Genomic DNA, 18,833 nt, shown 5'->3' on the forward strand with positions numbered 1-18,833 from the left:
CTTGTTATTTCTTTCTTAAAACTACTGCACTACGAGCTGGTAAATACAGTTTCACCCAACCTTTTTCATCTTTCTTATAGAGCGGATCCTCCAATGTAAAATGTTCTACACTGTCATCAGCTAATCCAAATCCGCCATAATCTTTATGATCGGTATTTAATACCACATTGTATGATCCTTCAGGCACTAAGAAACCATAGTCGGTAAATGAGGTGTTAGGAGAAAAATTGAATACGAAGAGCAAATTTCCACGCATAAAGGCAAGCACTTGATCGCTATCGTTATGCCATATTTCTATAATAGGTGTATCTATCAATTTCTTTTCACTTTTGATCACTTCGAGCATCTTCTTATCAAAGTTGCCTAAATATTGATAGTCTAGCTCCTTATTATCCACTAAGCTCCACTGTCGGCGAGCATATTTGTGGCTCCAACCGTTCCCCTCACGTGGAAAATCAATCCATTCTGGATGCCCAAATTCATTACCCATAAAGTTTAGGTAACCGCCATTGATGGCAGCAACAGTAGCCAAACGTATCATTTTATGTAGTGCTATACCACGGTGGGCTATCTCGTTTTCATCACCAATCTTGAAGTGCCAATACATATCGGCATCTATCAAGCGGAAGATAAGGGTCTTATCTCCCACTAAAGCTTGGTCGTGCGATTCACAATAGGATATTGTCTTTTCGTCTGCACGCCTATTTTTTATCTCCCAAAAGATAGATGATGGTTTCCACGTTTCGTCAGGTAATTCCTTAATCGTTTTAATCCAATAATCGGGGATATTCATTGCCATGCGATAGTTAAACCCATAACCACCATCTTTTACTGCAGCCGCTAGTCCTGGCATACCCGAAACCTCTTCGGCAATAGTGATAGCTTTCTTGTTTACTTCGTGAATTAGCAAATTGGCTAGTGTTAAATAGCAAATGGCATTGTCGTCTTGGTGCCCATTAAAGTAATCGCCATAACTCATAAAAGCTTCGCCTAGCCCATGACTATAATAAAGCATAGAGGTAACACCATCGAAGCGGAAACCATCGAAGTGGTATTCTTCTAACCAATACTTACAATTAGAAAGTAAGAAGTGAAGTACTTCGTTTTTACCATAGTCGAAACATAACGAATCCCATGCAGGATGCTCATGGCGATCGCCAGAGTAAAAGAACTGATTAGGGTCGCCTGCATAATTTCCTAAACCTTCCAATTCATTTTTTACAGCATGCGAGTGGACTATATCCATAATTACAGCAATGCCATTTTTGTGTGCTTCATCAATGAGTTGTTTTAGCTCTTCTGGAGTACCGAAGCGCGAACTTGGTGCAAAGAATGAACTTACATGATAGCCAAAACTTCCATAATAAGGATGTTCTTGTATTGCCATTATTTGAATAGCATTATATCCATCTTTTACAATGCGTGGAAGTATTTTCTCTCGAAACTCGTTATAAGTGCCAACGCCCTCTTTTTCTTGCGCCATACCAATGTGGCACTCGTAAATGAGAAGGGGAGAGGTCTTTGGGGTGAAGTTTTTTTTCTTCCACTTATAGGGTGTTTGAGGATCCCACACTTGAGCCGAGAAAATATGGGTTACCTCGTCTTGCACCACACGCTGCACCCATGCAGGAATGCGTTCACCTTCACCGCCATCCCATTCTATAATGAGTTTATATAGTTGCTCGTGCTTTATAGCATGTAGCGGTAGTTTAAGCTCCCAATTGTCAGTGCCTTTAATACGCTTTGCCTTAAATTTTTCTTGCTTTTCCCAATGATTGAAATCGCCTATAAGATAGATAGCTGTTGCATTTGGCGCCCAATCACGAAACACCCATTCGGTGTCAGTTTTGTGTAAGCCAAAATAGGTATATCCCATAGCAAAGTCAGACAACGAGTCGTTGGTAAGCTTTGTAAGTTGCTTCTTCTTTTGCAAAGCAAAGTTGTGTCTGCCCATAATTGCAGCTTCATACTCTTCTAGGAAAGGATCATGTGCCACTATTCCTATATGTTTTACTGTTGCTCGCTTCACTATCTTAGATTTTCTTGTAGTAGGCGTAGTTGTCTGCTTCGTTACTTTTACCATAATTGGAGGGTTTTGTTTTTATTTATTTTGGCGTCTTGATCCGTTGTTATAAGTTCCTGTGGCAGTAATTTGTCCTTCTTTATTACGTTCAACGAATTTTCCGTTGCGCTTGTTATTCTGATAAGATCCTTCAAAAACTGATCCATCAGCATAATGGATTATGACAGCCCCATTGAGGCATCCGTTTGTAAACGATCCTTCATAAATGTCTTCATTATGCTTGATAAGCTTGCCTTTTCCGTTTTGCTTGTCATGGCTCCATTCGCCCGTATATACATCTCCATTTCGCCACTTCATCGTACCTATACCGCTCTTCTCACCGTCAAGAAACTGACCATTATATTCATCTCCATTTCTATATCTCAGCAAACCTAAGCCTGTGCGTTGTCCGTTGAGGTAATCGCCCTCGTATACATCTCTGTTACGGAAATGGTAAGTGCCTTTGCCATTTTGAAGATCGTTTTTCCATTGTCCCGAATAGTCATCACCATTGGAGTAGATAAAAATACCACGTCCTTCTTTTAGATTATTCAGCCAGTCGCCAGTATAAGACGATTTGTCTTTCCAAACAAATTGTCCATGACCATTCTTCATATCGTTCTTCCATGCACCATCATAATACGACCCATCAGCAAAGGTATATCTGCCCTCACCGCTACGTTTTCCATTTTCCCAATTGCCCACGTATTTGTCCTTATTATAGTAGAACATAGTACCTTTGCCGTGTCGTTCATTTTTAAACCACAGTCCTTCATAAACATTGCCATTGGTGTAAGTGTATTTTCCTTTGCCTAGCTGCTGATCTTGAAACCAATCGCCTTCATATTTCTCGCCATTAGGCTTAGTTAGCGTACCAACTCCCTCTCTTATGCCTTTGGCATATATACCCTCGTAAACATTTCCATTAGGGAAGATCGTCTTACCTTTACCCCAAGGCTTACCACGAAACATCTCTCCATGATATTTTGCCATGTTTTTAAAGGTATAGTTGCCTATCACAATATCTTGCGCAAAAAGAAGAGCGGGGGAAAAGAATAAAAGTAATAAAATATATCTATGTTTCATGTTGATGCTTATTAATGATAGAAGATTAGAAACCCTCTATCTGCAAAGATAATTATATTGCCTGATAATAACAAATATATAAATCTTTTTTAAGGCTCAATAAAAACTTACCTAGCTTTTAAAAATATTATTCAGCCCTAATAACTTTGTTTTTTCTGAATGCTTTATCTGTGAAAAGTAATGTTTCTTATAGCAAAAGATAATCTTACGTTTGGTAAACGATGACCTTTTAAAGTGAAAAACCTTATCTTTTGCTATGAAAAATAAATTATTTTTGTGTCATTTATAATTTATTTTTCTTGCAAAAATAAATTAAAAATTATTCTAAAAGTTTATCTATTCTCACGTAAAAGGTGATTTAATGATATTAAAAGGCTTATCTTTTGCTGTTTTTTTCTCTATGGCATACTTTTTTAATCTATTTAAAGAGCCAATAGCCACTAGTTAAATAATCATTTTTTTTAGTTCTAAGCTGTTTTATATCTTTCTTTTTTTGTACTTTTACAACTTGAACAAAATGGGCAAAACGCGCCAGAACGAAAAAAAAGGGCATTCTAGCGCATTTTATAGTCTCTATGAGGATATGAATTGACAATAACTAATAGATAAATAATGGACGAGAATCAGACAATTGATCATGACAGAATCATGAGGATTAACATTGAGGAAGAAATGAAAAGCTCATATATCGACTACTCTATGTCGGTAATTGTAGCACGTGCTCTCCCTGATGTTCGCGATGGTTTCAAGCCAGTACACCGTCGTATCCTTTTTGGTATGCGTGGTATTGGTAATTTTAGTAACCAGCCATATAAGAAGTGTGCACGTGTAGTAGGTGAGGTACTTGGTAAGTTTCACCCTCATGGCGATTCTTCTGTATATGGTGCCTTGGTTCGTATGGGTCAAGAGTGGAATATGCGTTACAAGCTTGTTGATGGTCAGGGTAACTTTGGATCTGTAGATGGCGACTCTGCTGCTGCTATGCGTTACACAGAGTGTCGTTTAGCAAAGATGGGTGAGCGTGTTATGGACGACATCGAGAAGGATACTGTCGATATGGTAAACAACTTTGATGACACCTTGAGCGAGCCTTCTGTTATGCCTACAAAAATACCTAATCTTCTTGTAAATGGTGGTAATGGTATTGCTGTTGGTATGGCTACTAATATTCCTACACATAATCTTAGCGAAGTTATTGATGGCTGTTGTGCCTATATTGATAATCCAGAGATTACTACAGAGGGCTTGATGCAATTTATCCCAGCACCCGATTTCCCTACAGGTGCATACATCTATGGTTTACAGGGTGTAAAAGATGCTTACGAAACAGGGCGTGGTCGTGTCGTTATGCGTGCAAAGGCAGAAATTGAGGCAGGCGATAGTCATGATAAAATCGTTGTAACAGAAATTCCTTATGGTGTTAATAAGGCACAGCTTATTGAATATATTGCCGACTTGGTGAAAGAAGGAAGGCTTGAAGGTATTTCTAATGTAAACGATGAAACGGGTCGTCAGGGTATGCGTATCGTTGTAGATGTAAAACGCGATGCGAATGCTAATGTTATCTTGAACAAGTTGTTTAAGATGACGGCGTTACAAAGCTCTTTCTCAGTGAATTGTATTGCACTCGTAAATGGTCGTCCACGCTTGTTGAACTTGCGGGAATGTATCAAATATTTTGTTGAACATCGCCATGATGTAACCATTCGCCGCACTCAATTCGACTTAAAGAAAGCGCAAGAGCGTGCGCATATTTTAGAAGGCTTAATTATTGCATGCGATAACATTGACGAGGTAGTTCACATTATCCGTGCTAGTAAAACTCCATCAGAGGCGCAAACCAACTTAGAGAAACGCTTCGAACTTGACGAACTACAGTCGAAGGCTATTGTTGATATGCGTTTGGCTCAACTTACGGGCTTGCGTATGGATCAGTTACATGAAGAATATGAGCAGTTGATGCAAACGATTAAGAGCCTACAAGAAATTCTTGATAATCCAGAGCGTTGTAAGGAGGTTATGAAAGAGGAACTCAACGAGGTGAAGGAAAAGTATGGTGATGATCGTCGTACAGAGATTATTCCTGACGAGCATGAGTTTAATGCAGAAGACTTCTATCCTAATGATCCTGTTGTAATCACAATTAGCCATCTTGGATATATTAAGCGTACCCCATTGACCGACTTTAAGGAGCAAGCTCGTGGCGGAGTAGGTTCTAAGGGCGCTCGTACACGTGAGAAGGATTTTACGGAATATATTTATCCAGCTACAATGCACCAAACAATGTTGTTTTTCACTAAAAACGGTCGTTGCTATTGGATGAAGTGTTATGATATTCCAGAGGGTGATAAGAACTCAAAGGGTAGAGCTATTCAGAATATGCTATCGTTAGAGCCGGGCGATTCTGTGAATGCTTTCTTGCGCATTCGTGGCTTGGACAATGAAGAATTCCTAGACAAACACTATGTAGTATTTGTAACAAAGAAGGGCTTGGTAAAGAAGACCTCACTTCGAGCTTACTCTCGTCCACGTACTAATGGTGTGATAGCTATCAATATAAATGAAAGCGATGAGGTAGTAGATGTTCGCTTAACCAATGGTAATGATGAATTGATCATTGCTAATAGGAATGGTCGTGCATGTCGTTTCCATGAAAAGCATGTTCGTACAATGGGGCGTGTTTCAACAGGTGTTCGTGGTATGAAACTTGATGACGACTGTGAAGACGAGGTTATTGGTATGGTTGTTGTAAACGATGCAGAAAATGAAACCGTCATGGTAGTGTCTGAAGAGGGTTATGGCAAGCGCTCGTTGGTAGACGATTATCGTTTGACCAATCGTGGTGGCAAGGGTGTTAAGACTTTGAATATCACAGAAAAGACGGGTAAACTTGTTGCTATTAAAACCGTTACCGATGACAACGACCTTATGATTATCAATAAGAGCGGAATTGTTATTCGTATGGCTGTGGCTAAATGCCGCGTAATGGGTAGAGCTACACAAGGTGTCCGATTGATAAATCTATCAAAAAAGAACGATACGATAGCTTCTGTTTGTAAGGTGATGAGTGCCGAAATGGAAGAACGCATAGAGGAAGAAAGCAAAGCCGATTGGGAAAAAACTAATCAGCAAATAAAGAACGATACCTCTAGTATTGATACAAAGTTGGAAGCTGAGGGAGTAAATACTAACGAGACAGAGTAACTCTCCTTTACTAAAAGTTATAATAAAAGAAAAACTTTAATAGATAACAAATATGAAAAAATTAATGTTCGCAGCCATGATGCTACTAGGTACATCAGCTGCATTTGCTGGAGATAGCAATCCTTTAAAGGCTATTTTAAGTGCAACTAGTTACGAGCAAGCTGTAAGTCTTGTTCAGACAAACCTAAGTCAGTTGACTGATAATGCTGAGAAAGCTAAGGCTTATAACAAGCTTTATGAGCTTGCTATGGGAAAGGTTAACGCTGAACAGACTATTCAGTTAGAAAACCAAACTGCACAGCAGATGGGAAAAGAAGGTAATAAGCCTGTTGACGAGGAAGGTCTATACAAGGCTCTCGATCAGGTTTTTGATGCTGCTATAGAGGTAAATAAATATGATAATATGCCTAATGCTAAGGGTAAGGTTAAGCCTCGTTATGCACGTATTATTGAGCCAACTTACAACCTTCGTTCTCAATTGATCAATGGTGGTATCTACTTCCAAGGTAAGAAAGACGATGCTAATGCTTATAAGTTTCTAGCTCGTTACGTTGACTCTGCAGAATGGCCAATGTTTGCTAGTTTTGATAAGGCTAAGGATCAAAATCTGAATGAGATAGCTTACTTTGCTGCTATCTATGCTTATCAGAATAAGCAATATGATAAGGCTGAAAAATATGTGAGTTATGCTTTGCAAAGTGCAGAGCGTGGAAAGGACGCAAAACAAATTCAATTAGCTCTTCTTGGCGCACAATTAAAGACACGTGAAGACTCTGTAGCATACGCTCAGAAGCTTGAAACTATCTATCAAGAAGATCCAGAGAACGAACCTGTACTTACCTCGCTCACTTCTACATACAACGCACTAGGTATGCAAAGCAAGGCTGAAAGTATTTTGGACGCCGCTTTAGCTAAAAATCCTAACAGCTATAGTGCATTGGTTATGAAAGGTCAGATTGCTCTTCAAGAAAAGAAATATGAAAGTGCTTCTAATTATCTAACAAAGGCTTTGGCAGGTGCTAAGGAAGATACACAGAAAATCGCTTTGAATGCTTCTATTGGTCAGTGTTGGTTCTATAAGGCTCAAGACCGTGTAAGTCAAGTTAAGGGTGTACTTTCACCTGCTGCTAAGGCTCAATTCAATGATGTATACCTCAAGGCTATTTCTTACCTAGAGACAGCAAAGAACCTTGATGTAACAAAAGAGCAAAAGAACTCATGGGCTTATCCTCTATATGGTTGCTACTACTTTGTTAAGGGTGCGCAAGCTCCTGAAACAGTTGCAGCAGCAGCTGATGCTGGTGTTCAGTAATCATTAATTGTTATAGTTTAATTCTTTTCTATTGAGCCTTTTGCAAGTTCAATAGAAAAGAATTAAACTTTTCTATTCACGAAAATTTTATTTGATGAAGAAGATTTCCGTATTCTTATTAGTATTTCTAAACTCTATATTAGTGGTATCTGCGCAAGAAGATGCACGCAAGCAGGCTGATAGATATAATCGTTTGGCTAAAGATAATGAGGCTAAAGTAGATGAACGGTCGATTAGGGATTCTGTATTATATTACAATGCTATTTATAATGTTGTGAATTACTCATTGAAGAGTGATGAATTTGACAGAATGCCTAATCGACGGAACAAGGTTCAGCCTAAATTGGAAGAAGATAATAAGATGCGTCTAAATCGTCTTTATCCTATCTTAATAGATGCAGGTAAGTATTTGGCTAAGCAAGACAACACACGTTCGCAAGGTATAGATGCACTTAATTTATATTTGTCGGCAAGAAAATCACCTTTACTTGTTGGGAGCGTTGATGAGTCAGGAGTGGCATCTTATTATTTGGCTTATTATTATCTTAAAGCGAAGGATTATGAACATGCCGATCAATATGCTAACGAAGCCTTAAAATACGATGAAACGGCAAAGGCTGCGGCTGATGTAAAGGCTGAATGTATGTATGAGCAGATGACATGTGAAATTGACTCAGTAAAGTATCTAGCAGTGCTAAAACACCTGTATAATACTGATCCAACAAATGAAAAATATTTCTCATGGATTATGCGCTTTTACCAAAAGCCTACTGCAAAATTTAATTTGGAAGATTTTGTAGATGGCAGACTAGAAGAAAATGCTAATTCGCCTATACCTTGGATTTTAAAAGGTGAGATTGCTATGCATGCTGAGCGTTGGGAGGAAGCAGTAGATGCTTACAAGCAAGCAGATGAGCTTGATCCAACACGCATACCTCTTATATATAATATAGGTGTATGCTTAAATCAGCTGGGAATGCAGATGAGAGATTCTGTTATGGCACAGAAAAAGAAAGGGGAGATAGTTTCAGAAACACTATATACAAGATTTTTTGCAGAAGCTAGAAACTATCTTGAAAGAGTTCGTGCTAAGGATCCACGAAGGAATAAAGTGGACTGGGTAGGTCCGTTGTATATGGATTATACTATATTGGATGATAAAATAAAGGTAAACGAGCTTGAACCAATGTTAGAAACAAAGTAAGGAGAAAGATGTGAAAAAGATATTATCAATATTGTTGCTGATGCTAGTCTCAATTGCCTCTTTTGGACAGAGAAAACAAATACAAACAGCAGAGGAACAATTGAAAAAAGGTAAAGAATTGGTGAAAGTAGAAAAGGCAATGGAATTATTGCTTAAAGATTCTGCTAATAGGACTAATTCTAAAATATGGCTGCTTCTTTGTGAAGCACTGATTAAACAATATGATCAGGGCAATGAAAAGTTGTACTTAAAGCAAAAATACGATACTACAGCTTTCTTTAATATAACAAGAAAACTGTATCATACTATGAGTAGTTTTGATTCTGTTGATGTAAGGAATAATCCTAGCAGGAAACCTAAATATAGAGAAAAGCATGCAAAACTGCTCAACTCCATTCGCCCTAACCTTTTTAATGGTGGGGTATTCTTCATTCATGCGCAGGATTTCAAGCAGGCTTATAGCTTCTTTGATGACTTTATTTTATTAGATAATTTGCCACTTTTTACAGGATATCACTACAAGAATAGTGATCCTTTAATTCCACATGCAGCTTATTGGGCTATGTATTGTGGATATAAAATACAAGATGCTACCTTAATATTAAAGCATAAAGAATGGGCTGAAAAAGATAGTTCGATGCTCAACTTTGTAAAGCAATATGAGGCAGAAGCATATCTATTACAAGAGGATACGATAAAGTATGTTCACGCATTGAAAGATGGATTTTCACAATATCCTAATTTTGGCTATTTCTTTCCACGTTTGATAGAATATTATGACAAGATAGGTGCAAACGATTCGGCATTAATCGTTGCTGATAGTGCGTTAAAAGTCGATTCAACGAATGTGTTGTTTCGTTTTGCTAAAAGCACAGCTTTGCTTAATCTAGGTAAATATAATCAAAGTATTGCTATATGTAAGCAATTGATAAAAGAGAGGGAAGATTTTGCGGACGCTTACTACAATATTGGGGTGGCGTACTTTAATCAAGCTATTGAGCTAGATAAGAATTGGCAACGGAGTAGTGTAAAACGTAATAGTATTGTGGCATATTATGAGAAAGCACTTCCTTATATAGAGAAATATAAGGAACTAATGCCCGATAGTAAAAAAAAGTGGCTAGCTCCACTTTACACAATTTATTTGAACCTAAATATGGGTAAAGAATTTGACATAATAGATAGGATAAGAAATGGAAAATAATAAGATATTAGACAAACTTGGTATAACGCCAAATGAAATGCAGAAAGCTACATTTGATGCTATTTTGCATACAGATAAGGATGTTGTAGTACTTTCTCCTACTGGTACAGGTAAGTCTTTTGCTTATCTCATACCATTATGCCAACGTATCAATGCAAAAAGTGATAATGTGCAAGCTGTTGTTGTATTGCCTAGTAGAGAATTAGCTTTGCAATCAGCTACCGTAGTGAAAGACTTAGGTAGTGGACTTCGTGCAATGGCATTGTATGGAGGTAGAGCAACTATGGACGAACATAGGTTATTGCGAGAAGTAAAACCTCAAATAGTATTTACAACTCCAGGACGCTTTAACGATCACCTTGATAAGGATAACCTTGATGTTAGAGAAGTGGTATGGATGGTTATAGACGAGTTTGATAAATGTTTGGAAATGGGCTTTCAAAAAGAAATGTCTAGTCTCATATTCAAGCTTCCTAATATTAAACGTCGTATTCTCCTTTCTGCTACATACTCAGAGGAAATTCCAAGCTTTGTTTCTATGGGTAGATTGATGAAGATTGACTATTCTGATAAAGACGAAGTCGTTTCGGATCGTATTAAAACTTTTATTGTTAACAGTCCAGATAAAGATAAACTTGAAACACTTTCCGACTTACTTTGCACATTTAGGGATCAAAGTTCAATAGTGTTTTTAAATTATCGCGACTCGGTAGAACGTACTGCTAGTTTCTTACGTGAGAAGGGGTTTACACTGTCCTTATTTCATGGAGGATTAGATCAAACTGAGCGAGAAGCTGCCCTTTATAAGTTCTCAAATGGATCGGCAAATATTCTTGTTAGCACAGACCTTGCTGCACGAGGACTAGATATTCCTGATGTAAATAATATTGTTCATTATCATCTTCCAGAAGGAGAAGATAGCTTTGTGCATAGAGTTGGGCGAACTGCGAGGTGGGACAAGGAGGGGGCTACTTTTTTCATTCTTGGTCCAGAAGAGAAACTTCCTGATTATATTAAGGAAGAATATGAAGAGGTAGTATTGCCTGACGAGCTTCCTGCGCCATCCGAACCTAAGATGGCAACCTTATATATAGGGAAGGGAAAGAAGGATAAAATAGCTAAGACAGACATTGTAGGGTTTCTTTGTAAAATAGGTGGATTGCAATCATCAGAAATAGGAAAGATTGATGTAAAAGATAGATACTCTTATGTTGCGATAAAAAAAAGAAAAATTTCTTCTGTAATAACAAATACTAAAGATAAAAAAATAAAGGGTATCCGTACTATTTTGGAAGAAATTAGGTAGATATTGCTTTCAAAATGACAAGATGTTTCTTTGTGTGTGCGAGAACATAGGTATTTGACTTAACAAATAGAGTAAATAAAAAAAATGGTTAAATGCTTGTAAGACTAAAAATAAAAGCGTAAATTCGCATCGTGAGTAAAGAAAAATGCAACAAACCTAGCATTTGCTCAAAAAATGATTAAACTAACATTAAACAATATATGCATATGAAGAAGTACAATTTTGGTGCAGGTCCCTGCATTCTTCCACGTGAAGTGATTGAAAAGACAGCAAGTGCTATCTTAGATTTTAATGGTATTGGTCTATCTATTGCTGAGATTAGCCACAGATCAAAGGACTTTCAGCCTGTAATGGATGAAGCTCAGGCTTTGGTAAAAGAAGTATTGGATGTTCCTGAAGGGTATTCTGTATTGTTCCTTGGTGGTGGTGCTTCGTTGCAGTTCACTCAGATCCCTGCTAACTTCCTTGTAAAGAAGGCTGGTTATGTAAATACAGGTGTTTGGGCAAAGAAGGCAATGAAAGAAGCTAAACTTTATGGTGAAACTATTGAAGTTGCATCTTCTGCAGATGATAATTACACTTACCTTCCAAAGAACTTTGATGTACCTACAGATCTTGACTATCTACACGTAACAACTAACAATACTATTTATGGTACTGAGTTGCACAAGGATCTTGATGTTCCTGTACGTATGATTGGTGATATGTCATCTGATATTTTCAGCCGTCCTGTTGATGTTTCTAAGTATGATTGTATCTATGGTGGTGCTCAGAAGAACTTGTCTATGGCAGGTGTTACGTTTATTATTGTTAAGGATGATGTCCTTGGTCGTGTTGAGCGTGAAATTCCAACAATGTTAGACTATCGTACACATGTTAAGAAAGGCTCTATGTTTAATACTCCTCCTGTAGTTCCTATCTATACAGCTCTTGAAAACCTACGTTGGATCAAGGCTCAAGGTGGTGTAAAGGCTATGGAGAAACTTGCAAAGGAGCGTGCTGACTTGCTTTATGGAGAAATTGATCGCAACAAGTTGTTCCATGGCACTGTTAAGTGTGAGGAAGATCGTTCTTACATGAACATCTGCTTCGTATTAAATGATGAGTACAGCGAACTACAAGATGATTTCTTCAAGTTTGCTACAGAGCGTGGTATGGTAGGTGTTAAGGGACATCGCGATGTTGGTGGCTTCCGTGCTAGCTGCTACAATGCTATGACTGTTGAGGGTGTTAAGGCACTTGTCGACTGTATGCAGGAATACGAAAAGAAGCACTAATCTTATTATAATCAACTGATAGGTAGCAGCATAAAAGTGTGCTGCCTATCAGTAATATAAAAATTACCTATAACTAAAACTGTTTGCTATGAAAGTTTTAATTGCAACCGAAAAACCTTTTGCAGCTGCTGCTGTTAAAGGCATTAAAGAAGAACTTGAAGGTGCAAAGCATGAAGTTGTTTTGCTAGAGAAATATACAGAGAAGTCTCAACTATTAGCAGCTGTTGCTGATGCTGATGCTATGATCATTCGCTCTGATAAAGTTGATACAGAAGTTTTTAATGCAGCTAAGAAGTTGAAGATTGTTGTACGTGCTGGTGCAGGTTTCGATAATATCGACTTAGCTGCTTCTACTGCTCATAATGTAGTATCAGAAAACACTCCTGGACAAAACTCAAACGCTGTGGCTGAACTTGTATTTGGTTTGTTAGTATTTGGTGTTCGTGGCTTCTATAATGGTAAGTCAGGTACAGAGTTGAAAGGTAAGAAACTTGGTATTCTTGCTTTTGGTAATGTTGGTCGTAATGTAGCTCGTATTGCTAAAGGCTTTGGAATGGATGTTTATGCATACGATGCATACTGCCCAGCTAACGTTATTGAAGAAGCAGGAGTTCATGCTGTTGCTAATCAGGAAGAATTATTCAAGAATTGTGATGTAGTTTCTCTACACATTCCTGCAACTCCTGAAACCATAAAGAGTATTAACTACAACCTAGTAAATATGATGCCTAAAGGTGGTATTGTAGTGAACACTGCTCGTAAGGAAGTTATCAATGAGGAAGAGTTGGTTAAGTTAATGGCTGAGCGTGAGGATATCAAGTTCATTACAGACATTAAGCCTGATGCTGATGCTGAGTTTGCGAAGTTTGAAGGAAGATACTTCAGCACACCTAAGAAGATGGGGGCTCAAACTGCAGAAGCTAACACAAATGCTGGTATTGCTGCAGCAAAGCAGATTAATGCTTTCTTTGCAACAGGTGATACCAAATTCCAAGTAAATAAATAATTCTTTAGATAAGGAGTTTTACTTACATTTTTACATTCGAGAAAATATTATAATGGCTACATTTATATTGTGTAGTCCATTATAATATCTTTCACTTTAAACACTATTAATCTTATCTTAAAACCTAAATAATATGGCAATTGTAAAACCATTTAAAGGCGTTCGTCCTCCAAAACAGTTTGTCGAAGAAGTTCAAAGTCGTCCTTACGACGTACTTAACTCTGAAGAAGCAAGAGAGGAAGCTGGCAATAACGAAAAAAGTTTATATCATATAATCAAGCCAGAAATCAACTTTCCTGTAGGAACTAGTGAATATGATCCTAAGGTATACGAAAGTGCAGCAGAGAACTTCAAAAAGTTCCAAGATAAAGGTTGGTTAGTTCAAGACAATAAAGAGCGTTATTATATTTATGCTCAGACTATGAACGGTAAGACACAATATGGTCTTGTTGTGGGTGCATACGTTGATGATTACATGAATGGCACTATAAAAAAGCATGAATTAACACGTCGCGATAAGGAAGAGGATCGTATGAAGCATGTTCGTGTAAACAACGCTAATATTGAGCCTGTATTCTTTGCTTATCCAGACAATAAAGTGCTTGATGAATTGGTCAATCGCTATGCTGCTACTGAACCAGAATACGATTTTGTTGCTCCTATTGATGGTTTCCGTCATCAACTATGGATTATTGATAATGATCAAGATATCAAATTGGTTACAGAAGAATTTGGTAAAATGCCTAATCTTTATATTGCTGATGGACATCACCGTTCTGCAGCAGCAGCATTAGTTGGCGCAGAAAAAGCTAAGCAAAATCCTAATCACAAAGGTGATGAAGAGTATAACTATTTTATGGCTGTATGCTTCCAAGCTAGCCAATTAACAATCTTAGATTATAACCGCGTTGTTAAGGATCTTAATGGTATGACTACTGATGAGTTCTTGACTGCTCTTGCAAAGAACTTTACTGTTCAGAAGAAGGGACATACAGAGTATCGTCCTAAGCAGCTACACGAATTCTCACTATATATTGACGAGAATTGGTACAGTCTCATTGCTAAAGAAGGTACATACAATGATGCAGATCCTATCGGTGTTCTTGATGTTGACATCTCTAGTCGTTTGATTCTTGACGAACTTATGAATATTAAGGATTTACGTTCAGATAAGCGTATCGACTTCGTTGGTGGTTTACGTGGATTATCAGAATTGAAACGTCGTGTTGATAGTGGTGAAATGCGTTGGGCATTAGCACTTTATCCTGTTTCTATGCAACAAATTATGGATATTGCTGATAGTGGTAAGATTATGCCACCAAAGGCAACATGGTTTGAGCCAAAACTTCGTTCTGGTCTTATCATTCATAAGCTAGACTAAGTGGAACTTTAATATTTATATGTGTAACGACAAGTATAAGACAATATTAGAAAATCAAATAAGCGAGGGATTTTACTCTGAAAAGCGGAGTAAATTCCTCGCTTTTGCCCATCATGTAAATTCTGCAGCCGAGGCGTTGAAGTTTGTGAAAGAATATCGGAAGAAATATTATGATGCACGACATTGTTGCTACGCTTATGTCGTGGGAGCTGATAGAAGTGAATTTAGATCTAATGATGATGGAGAACCATCGTCTACGGCAGGTAAGCCGATACTAGGACAAATTAATAGTAATGAGTTGACTAATATTCTTATTATCGTTATTCGCTATTATGGTGGTGTAAATTTAGGTACTAGTGGGTTGATAGAAGCATACCGATTAGCTGCTGCCAATGCTATTGTAAATAGCAATATTGAGGAACGGTTTGTAGAAGAGATTGTTAAGTTTACTTTTACTTATCCTATGATGAATGATGTTATGCGTATAGTAAAAGATATGGAACCACGTATTGTTAGCCAGACATTCGATAATACATGTGAAATAGTTCTATCTATTAGACAAAGTAAAGCAGACGAACTTCGTACCAGATTGAAGAAACTTTCATTTGATTAATTTGGTAATATTATCATTTTATATTACTTTTGTGTTACGATAAGGAAGTATGGCAGAGTGACCGAATGCGCTGGACTCGAAATCCGGTATACGCCTCACCGCGTATCGGGGGTTTGAATCCCTCTACTTCCGCTCTTGTTATAAAAAATCTTTTGCTTGTTTATATTTTGTTTTAGCAGCAAAAGATAGTTTTTATAACATCTTATTTAAGAGGATTAATGCTAGATGTTCTAGTTAGGATTTAATCTCGTTTAAATATATCCCTTGTATATACTTTCTCTTTAACATCATCAAGGCTACTATCGTAACGATTGGCTATGATGCTTTGTGAACGTTTTTTAAACTCACTTAGGTTATTAACTATTTCACTTCCAAAGAAAGTCGTTCCATCTTCTAAAGTTGGTTCATAGATAATAACTTGAGCCCCTTTAGCCTTAATGCGTTTCATAATTCCTTGGATAGAACTTTGACGGAAGTTATCGCTATTCGACTTCATCGTTAAGCGATATACTCCTATAATACATATTTTTTCGTTGTTAGGGTTATAATCGCCTTTATCATTATAATCGTAATAGCCTGCGATGTGAAGAACCTGATTTGCTATGAAATCTTTCCGTGTACGATTACTTTCTACAATGGCTTGTATCAGATTTTCGGGTACATCTTCATAATTTGCTAGTAATTGCTTGGTATCTTTTGGCAAGCAATAGCCACCGTAACCAAATGAAGGGTTATTATAGAAAGAGCCAATACGTGGGTCAAGGCAAACCCCTTGAATAATATTTGCAGTATCAAGACCTTTCACTTCTGCGTAAGTATCAAGCTCGTTGAAATAGCTTACGCGCAAAGCTAGGTATGTATTAGCAAAAAGTTTTACGGCTTCTGCTTCTGTGAGTCCCATGAAAAGGGTAGGAACGTTTTTTTTAATGGCACCTTGCTGTAGTAGTTCGGCAAAGATATGGGCAGCTTTATCCAAATGCTCATCACCTTCAGGGCGACCTACTATAATTCTGTTTGGATAAAGATTATCGTATAGTGCTTTGCTCTCACGCAAAAATTCAGGAGCGAAGATAATGTTATTGCATTGATATTTATCTCTTACACTTTCTGTATATCCAACAGGTATAGTAGATTTGATGATCATTATAGCCTTTGGATTAACTTCAAGCACTAGTTCTATTACTTCTTCTACATGACGTGTATCGAAATAGTTGCGTACAGGGTCATAATTAGTAGGAGTAGCAATTACCACAAAGTCGGCATTTTTATATGCTTCTTTCCCATTTATTGTAGCTTTTAGGGAGAGCGATTTATTCTTTAGATAATCTTCTATGTAGTCGTCTTGGATAGGAGAGATACCACGCTTGATCATATCAACCTTTTCCTCTACAACATCTACAGTTACCACTTCATTATGCTGACTAAGCAATATCGCAATACTTAACCCAACATATCCAGAACCAGCAACAGCTATCTTATAATTATTCTCCATACCCATTTAGCTATTAGTTATTTTATAGAATAAGACAAAGGTAAGGATTTTTCCCATTTTATAGTAGCTTATGGGGTATTAAATTGATAAGAAAAGGAGTTAAAGCCTAATCAAGCTACCTAAAACAATAGCTTTGGTGACTTTAACTCCTTATATTTTACGAATTAGCCGCAGTGGAAATACTTCTTTACTAATGCAGCTACTTCTTCAGGCTTGTTGATGATGTCAGCACGTAAGGTACGATCTTGCATACCACGAAGTTGCTTTAAGATACCATCAATCATAGCAGCAGGGAACACTTCATAAGCTTCGAAAATAGCACGTTGTTTTTCTAGGCAGTCGGCTGAAGCCTCACAAGAGTCAGGAAGTTGCGCAAGAGTAGCATATCTCGCAGCATTCTTTTCGTCGTGGATATCGCCATCTGCAAATGTTTGCTCTGACACTTCCATTGCATTTGCCATTTCAAAACCATGACGACAAGCTACACATAACCCTGATAATAGCTGATAAATGTCAGCCGAGCCATCTGGTGAGCGCATTTCAACTGTTTGCTTACCACTATAATCGCGTTGTGTCAATGGTTCCAAAGGATTAGCCTTATGGCACATATCTTCGCCAGATGTCCAACCTAGTGGAACACGTACCAATACAGAACGATTGCTCATACCCCAACAAACATTAGTAGGAGCTTCCTGATGAGGAACAAGACGGAAGTAAGAAGTAGGGTTCTTATTACCAAATGCAGTGATACTTGGAGCTAGCTCCATCATACCAGCTATCATCTTACGAGCTTCGTCAGATAGCTTGCCATTATTCAACATCATATTCTTGCCATCTTTCATCATACGCATGTGAATGTGCATACCTGAGCCAGCCTTACCTGTTGTAATTTTTGGTGCAAAAGTAACGTTTAAGCCTTGTTCGTAAGCGAGCGAGCGGATTACCCATTTAGCCAAAAGCAATTGTTCTGCACACTCATTTGCAGGTACTGGCAAGAATTCTATTTCGTTTTGCTCATAGTTCAAACCATTTTCAACAAAGTTGCCCACTTCTGAGTGTCCATACTTAATCTTACCACCCATTTCTGCAATAAGTTTCATACACTCTGTACGGAAATCGTTAGCCTTTGAGTATGGAGAACTTTCATGATAGCCATGTTGATCTTCTGCAGGGAACTCTTCCTCTTCTTCGTGAATAACATAATATTCTAGCTCGCCCATTGCTTCGTAAGTCATTCCTGTAACTTCCTCGAACGACTTCATTGCCTTGCATAGTGTTTGTTCTGGCGAAGAAGCTAGAGGGTTTCCGTCTCTGTCAAAGAATGTGCAAAGGAAACATAGAGTAGGTGTAAGTTGGAATGGATCAATAAAAGCGGTTGCATAACGTGGCATTACATATAAATCGCTACTTCCTGCTGCAATAAAGCTGAATAGCGATGACCCATCTACACGCTCACCACAAGTAAGAATTGTCTCTAAATACGCTTGTGAATGAATAGAAAAGTTTAGTGTTTTTAATCTTCCATCACCAGCAGGATACATAAAATTGACCATTTCAATTTCAAATTCATCTGCTACCTTCAAGATGTCTGCTTTGGTAAATGTCTTTGATTTCTTACCAAGAAATGCTTCTAGCTTATTTGCTGAAACAAGATTTAAGTTCTTTTCCATTATAAAAAAATTATGA

13 protein-coding genes and 1 tRNA gene are annotated in these 18,833 nt (G+C 37.7%); 10 read left to right on the forward strand and 4 right to left on the reverse strand.

The window, feature by feature from the left end:
* Nucleotides 1-4: 4 nt before the first annotated feature.
* Together PREBIDRAFT_RS02535 and PREBIDRAFT_RS02540 are read right to left on the reverse strand one after the other, a co-directional pair.
* Nucleotides 5-2,083 carry an alpha amylase C-terminal domain-containing protein gene (locus PREBIDRAFT_RS02535; RefSeq protein ID WP_004338771.1) on the reverse strand — a complete coding sequence of 693 codons (2,079 nt, stop codon included), beginning with the start codon at nucleotides 2,081-2,083 and terminating at the stop codon, nucleotides 5-7.
* 18 nt (nucleotides 2,084-2,101) lie between these two features.
* Nucleotides 2,102-3,148, reverse strand: a complete 1,047-nt coding sequence (locus PREBIDRAFT_RS02540; RefSeq protein WP_004338772.1) for an MORN repeat-containing protein — start codon at nucleotides 3,146-3,148, stop codon at nucleotides 2,102-2,104.
* Between the two features lie 612 nt (nucleotides 3,149-3,760).
* Between PREBIDRAFT_RS02540 and gyrA the strand changes: the two genes are divergently transcribed.
* The 10 genes from gyrA (at nucleotide 3,761) to PREBIDRAFT_RS02590 (ending at nucleotide 15,787) form a co-directional block, all read left to right on the forward strand.
* Entirely contained in the window at nucleotides 3,761-6,352 is a 2,592-nt protein-coding gene (gene gyrA / locus PREBIDRAFT_RS02545) for a DNA gyrase subunit A (protein WP_004338773.1), read from the forward strand.
* Nucleotides 6,353-6,404: 52 nt separating this feature from the next.
* On the forward strand, nucleotides 6,405-7,664 hold the full coding sequence (locus PREBIDRAFT_RS02550; protein ID WP_004338774.1) for a tetratricopeptide repeat protein: 1,260 nt from the start codon (nucleotides 6,405-6,407) through the stop codon (nucleotides 7,662-7,664).
* 94 nt (nucleotides 7,665-7,758) lie between these two features.
* Nucleotides 7,759-8,868 (forward strand): tetratricopeptide repeat protein, encoded by a 1,110-nt coding sequence (locus tag PREBIDRAFT_RS02555; RefSeq protein ID WP_004338775.1) that lies wholly within the window; start codon nucleotides 7,759-7,761, stop codon nucleotides 8,866-8,868.
* A gap of 40 nt (nucleotides 8,869-8,908) precedes the next feature.
* On the forward strand, nucleotides 8,909-10,072 hold the full coding sequence (locus PREBIDRAFT_RS02560) for a tetratricopeptide repeat protein (protein WP_004339098.1): 1,164 nt from the start codon (nucleotides 8,909-8,911) through the stop codon (nucleotides 10,070-10,072).
* Nucleotides 10,062-11,378, forward strand: a complete 1,317-nt coding sequence (locus PREBIDRAFT_RS02565; RefSeq protein WP_004338777.1) for a DEAD/DEAH box helicase — start codon at nucleotides 10,062-10,064, stop codon at nucleotides 11,376-11,378. Before PREBIDRAFT_RS02560 ends, PREBIDRAFT_RS02565 begins: the two co-directional genes overlap by 11 nt.
* 206 nt (nucleotides 11,379-11,584) lie before the next feature.
* A complete protein-coding gene (gene serC / locus PREBIDRAFT_RS02570; RefSeq protein ID WP_004338778.1) occupies nucleotides 11,585-12,655 on the forward strand; it encodes a 3-phosphoserine/phosphohydroxythreonine transaminase in 1,071 nt (356 codons plus the stop codon).
* 88 nt (nucleotides 12,656-12,743) lie between these two features.
* Nucleotides 12,744-13,661 carry an NAD(P)-dependent oxidoreductase gene (locus tag PREBIDRAFT_RS02575; protein WP_004338779.1) on the forward strand — a complete coding sequence of 306 codons (918 nt, stop codon included), beginning with the start codon at nucleotides 12,744-12,746 and terminating at the stop codon, nucleotides 13,659-13,661.
* A gap of 133 nt (nucleotides 13,662-13,794) precedes the next feature.
* Nucleotides 13,795-15,042: a DUF1015 domain-containing protein gene (locus PREBIDRAFT_RS02580; RefSeq protein ID WP_004338780.1), complete on the forward strand. Its 1,248-nt coding sequence runs from the start codon at nucleotides 13,795-13,797 to the stop codon at nucleotides 15,040-15,042.
* Between the two features lie 19 nt (nucleotides 15,043-15,061).
* Nucleotides 15,062-15,655, forward strand: a complete 594-nt coding sequence (locus tag PREBIDRAFT_RS02585; RefSeq protein WP_004338781.1) for an IMPACT family protein — start codon at nucleotides 15,062-15,064, stop codon at nucleotides 15,653-15,655.
* A 43-nt stretch (nucleotides 15,656-15,698) separates the two neighbouring features.
* Nucleotides 15,699-15,787, forward strand: a tRNA-Ser gene (locus PREBIDRAFT_RS02590).
* 109 nt (nucleotides 15,788-15,896) lie between these two features.
* Here the strand turns inward: PREBIDRAFT_RS02590 and PREBIDRAFT_RS02595 are convergent.
* Both PREBIDRAFT_RS02595 and PREBIDRAFT_RS02600 read right to left on the reverse strand, forming a co-directional pair.
* A complete protein-coding gene (locus PREBIDRAFT_RS02595) occupies nucleotides 15,897-17,147 on the reverse strand; it encodes a nucleotide sugar dehydrogenase (protein WP_174299181.1) in 1,251 nt (416 codons plus the stop codon).
* A 164-nt stretch (nucleotides 17,148-17,311) separates the two neighbouring features.
* Entirely contained in the window at nucleotides 17,312-18,817 is a 1,506-nt protein-coding gene (locus tag PREBIDRAFT_RS02600; RefSeq protein ID WP_004338783.1) for a glutamine synthetase family protein, read from the reverse strand.
* Nucleotides 18,818-18,833 lie beyond the last annotated feature (16 nt).

The sequence above is a fragment of the Prevotella bivia DSM 20514 genome (assembly GCF_000262545.1).
GTDB classification, from domain to species: domain Bacteria; phylum Bacteroidota; class Bacteroidia; order Bacteroidales; family Bacteroidaceae; genus Prevotella; species Prevotella bivia.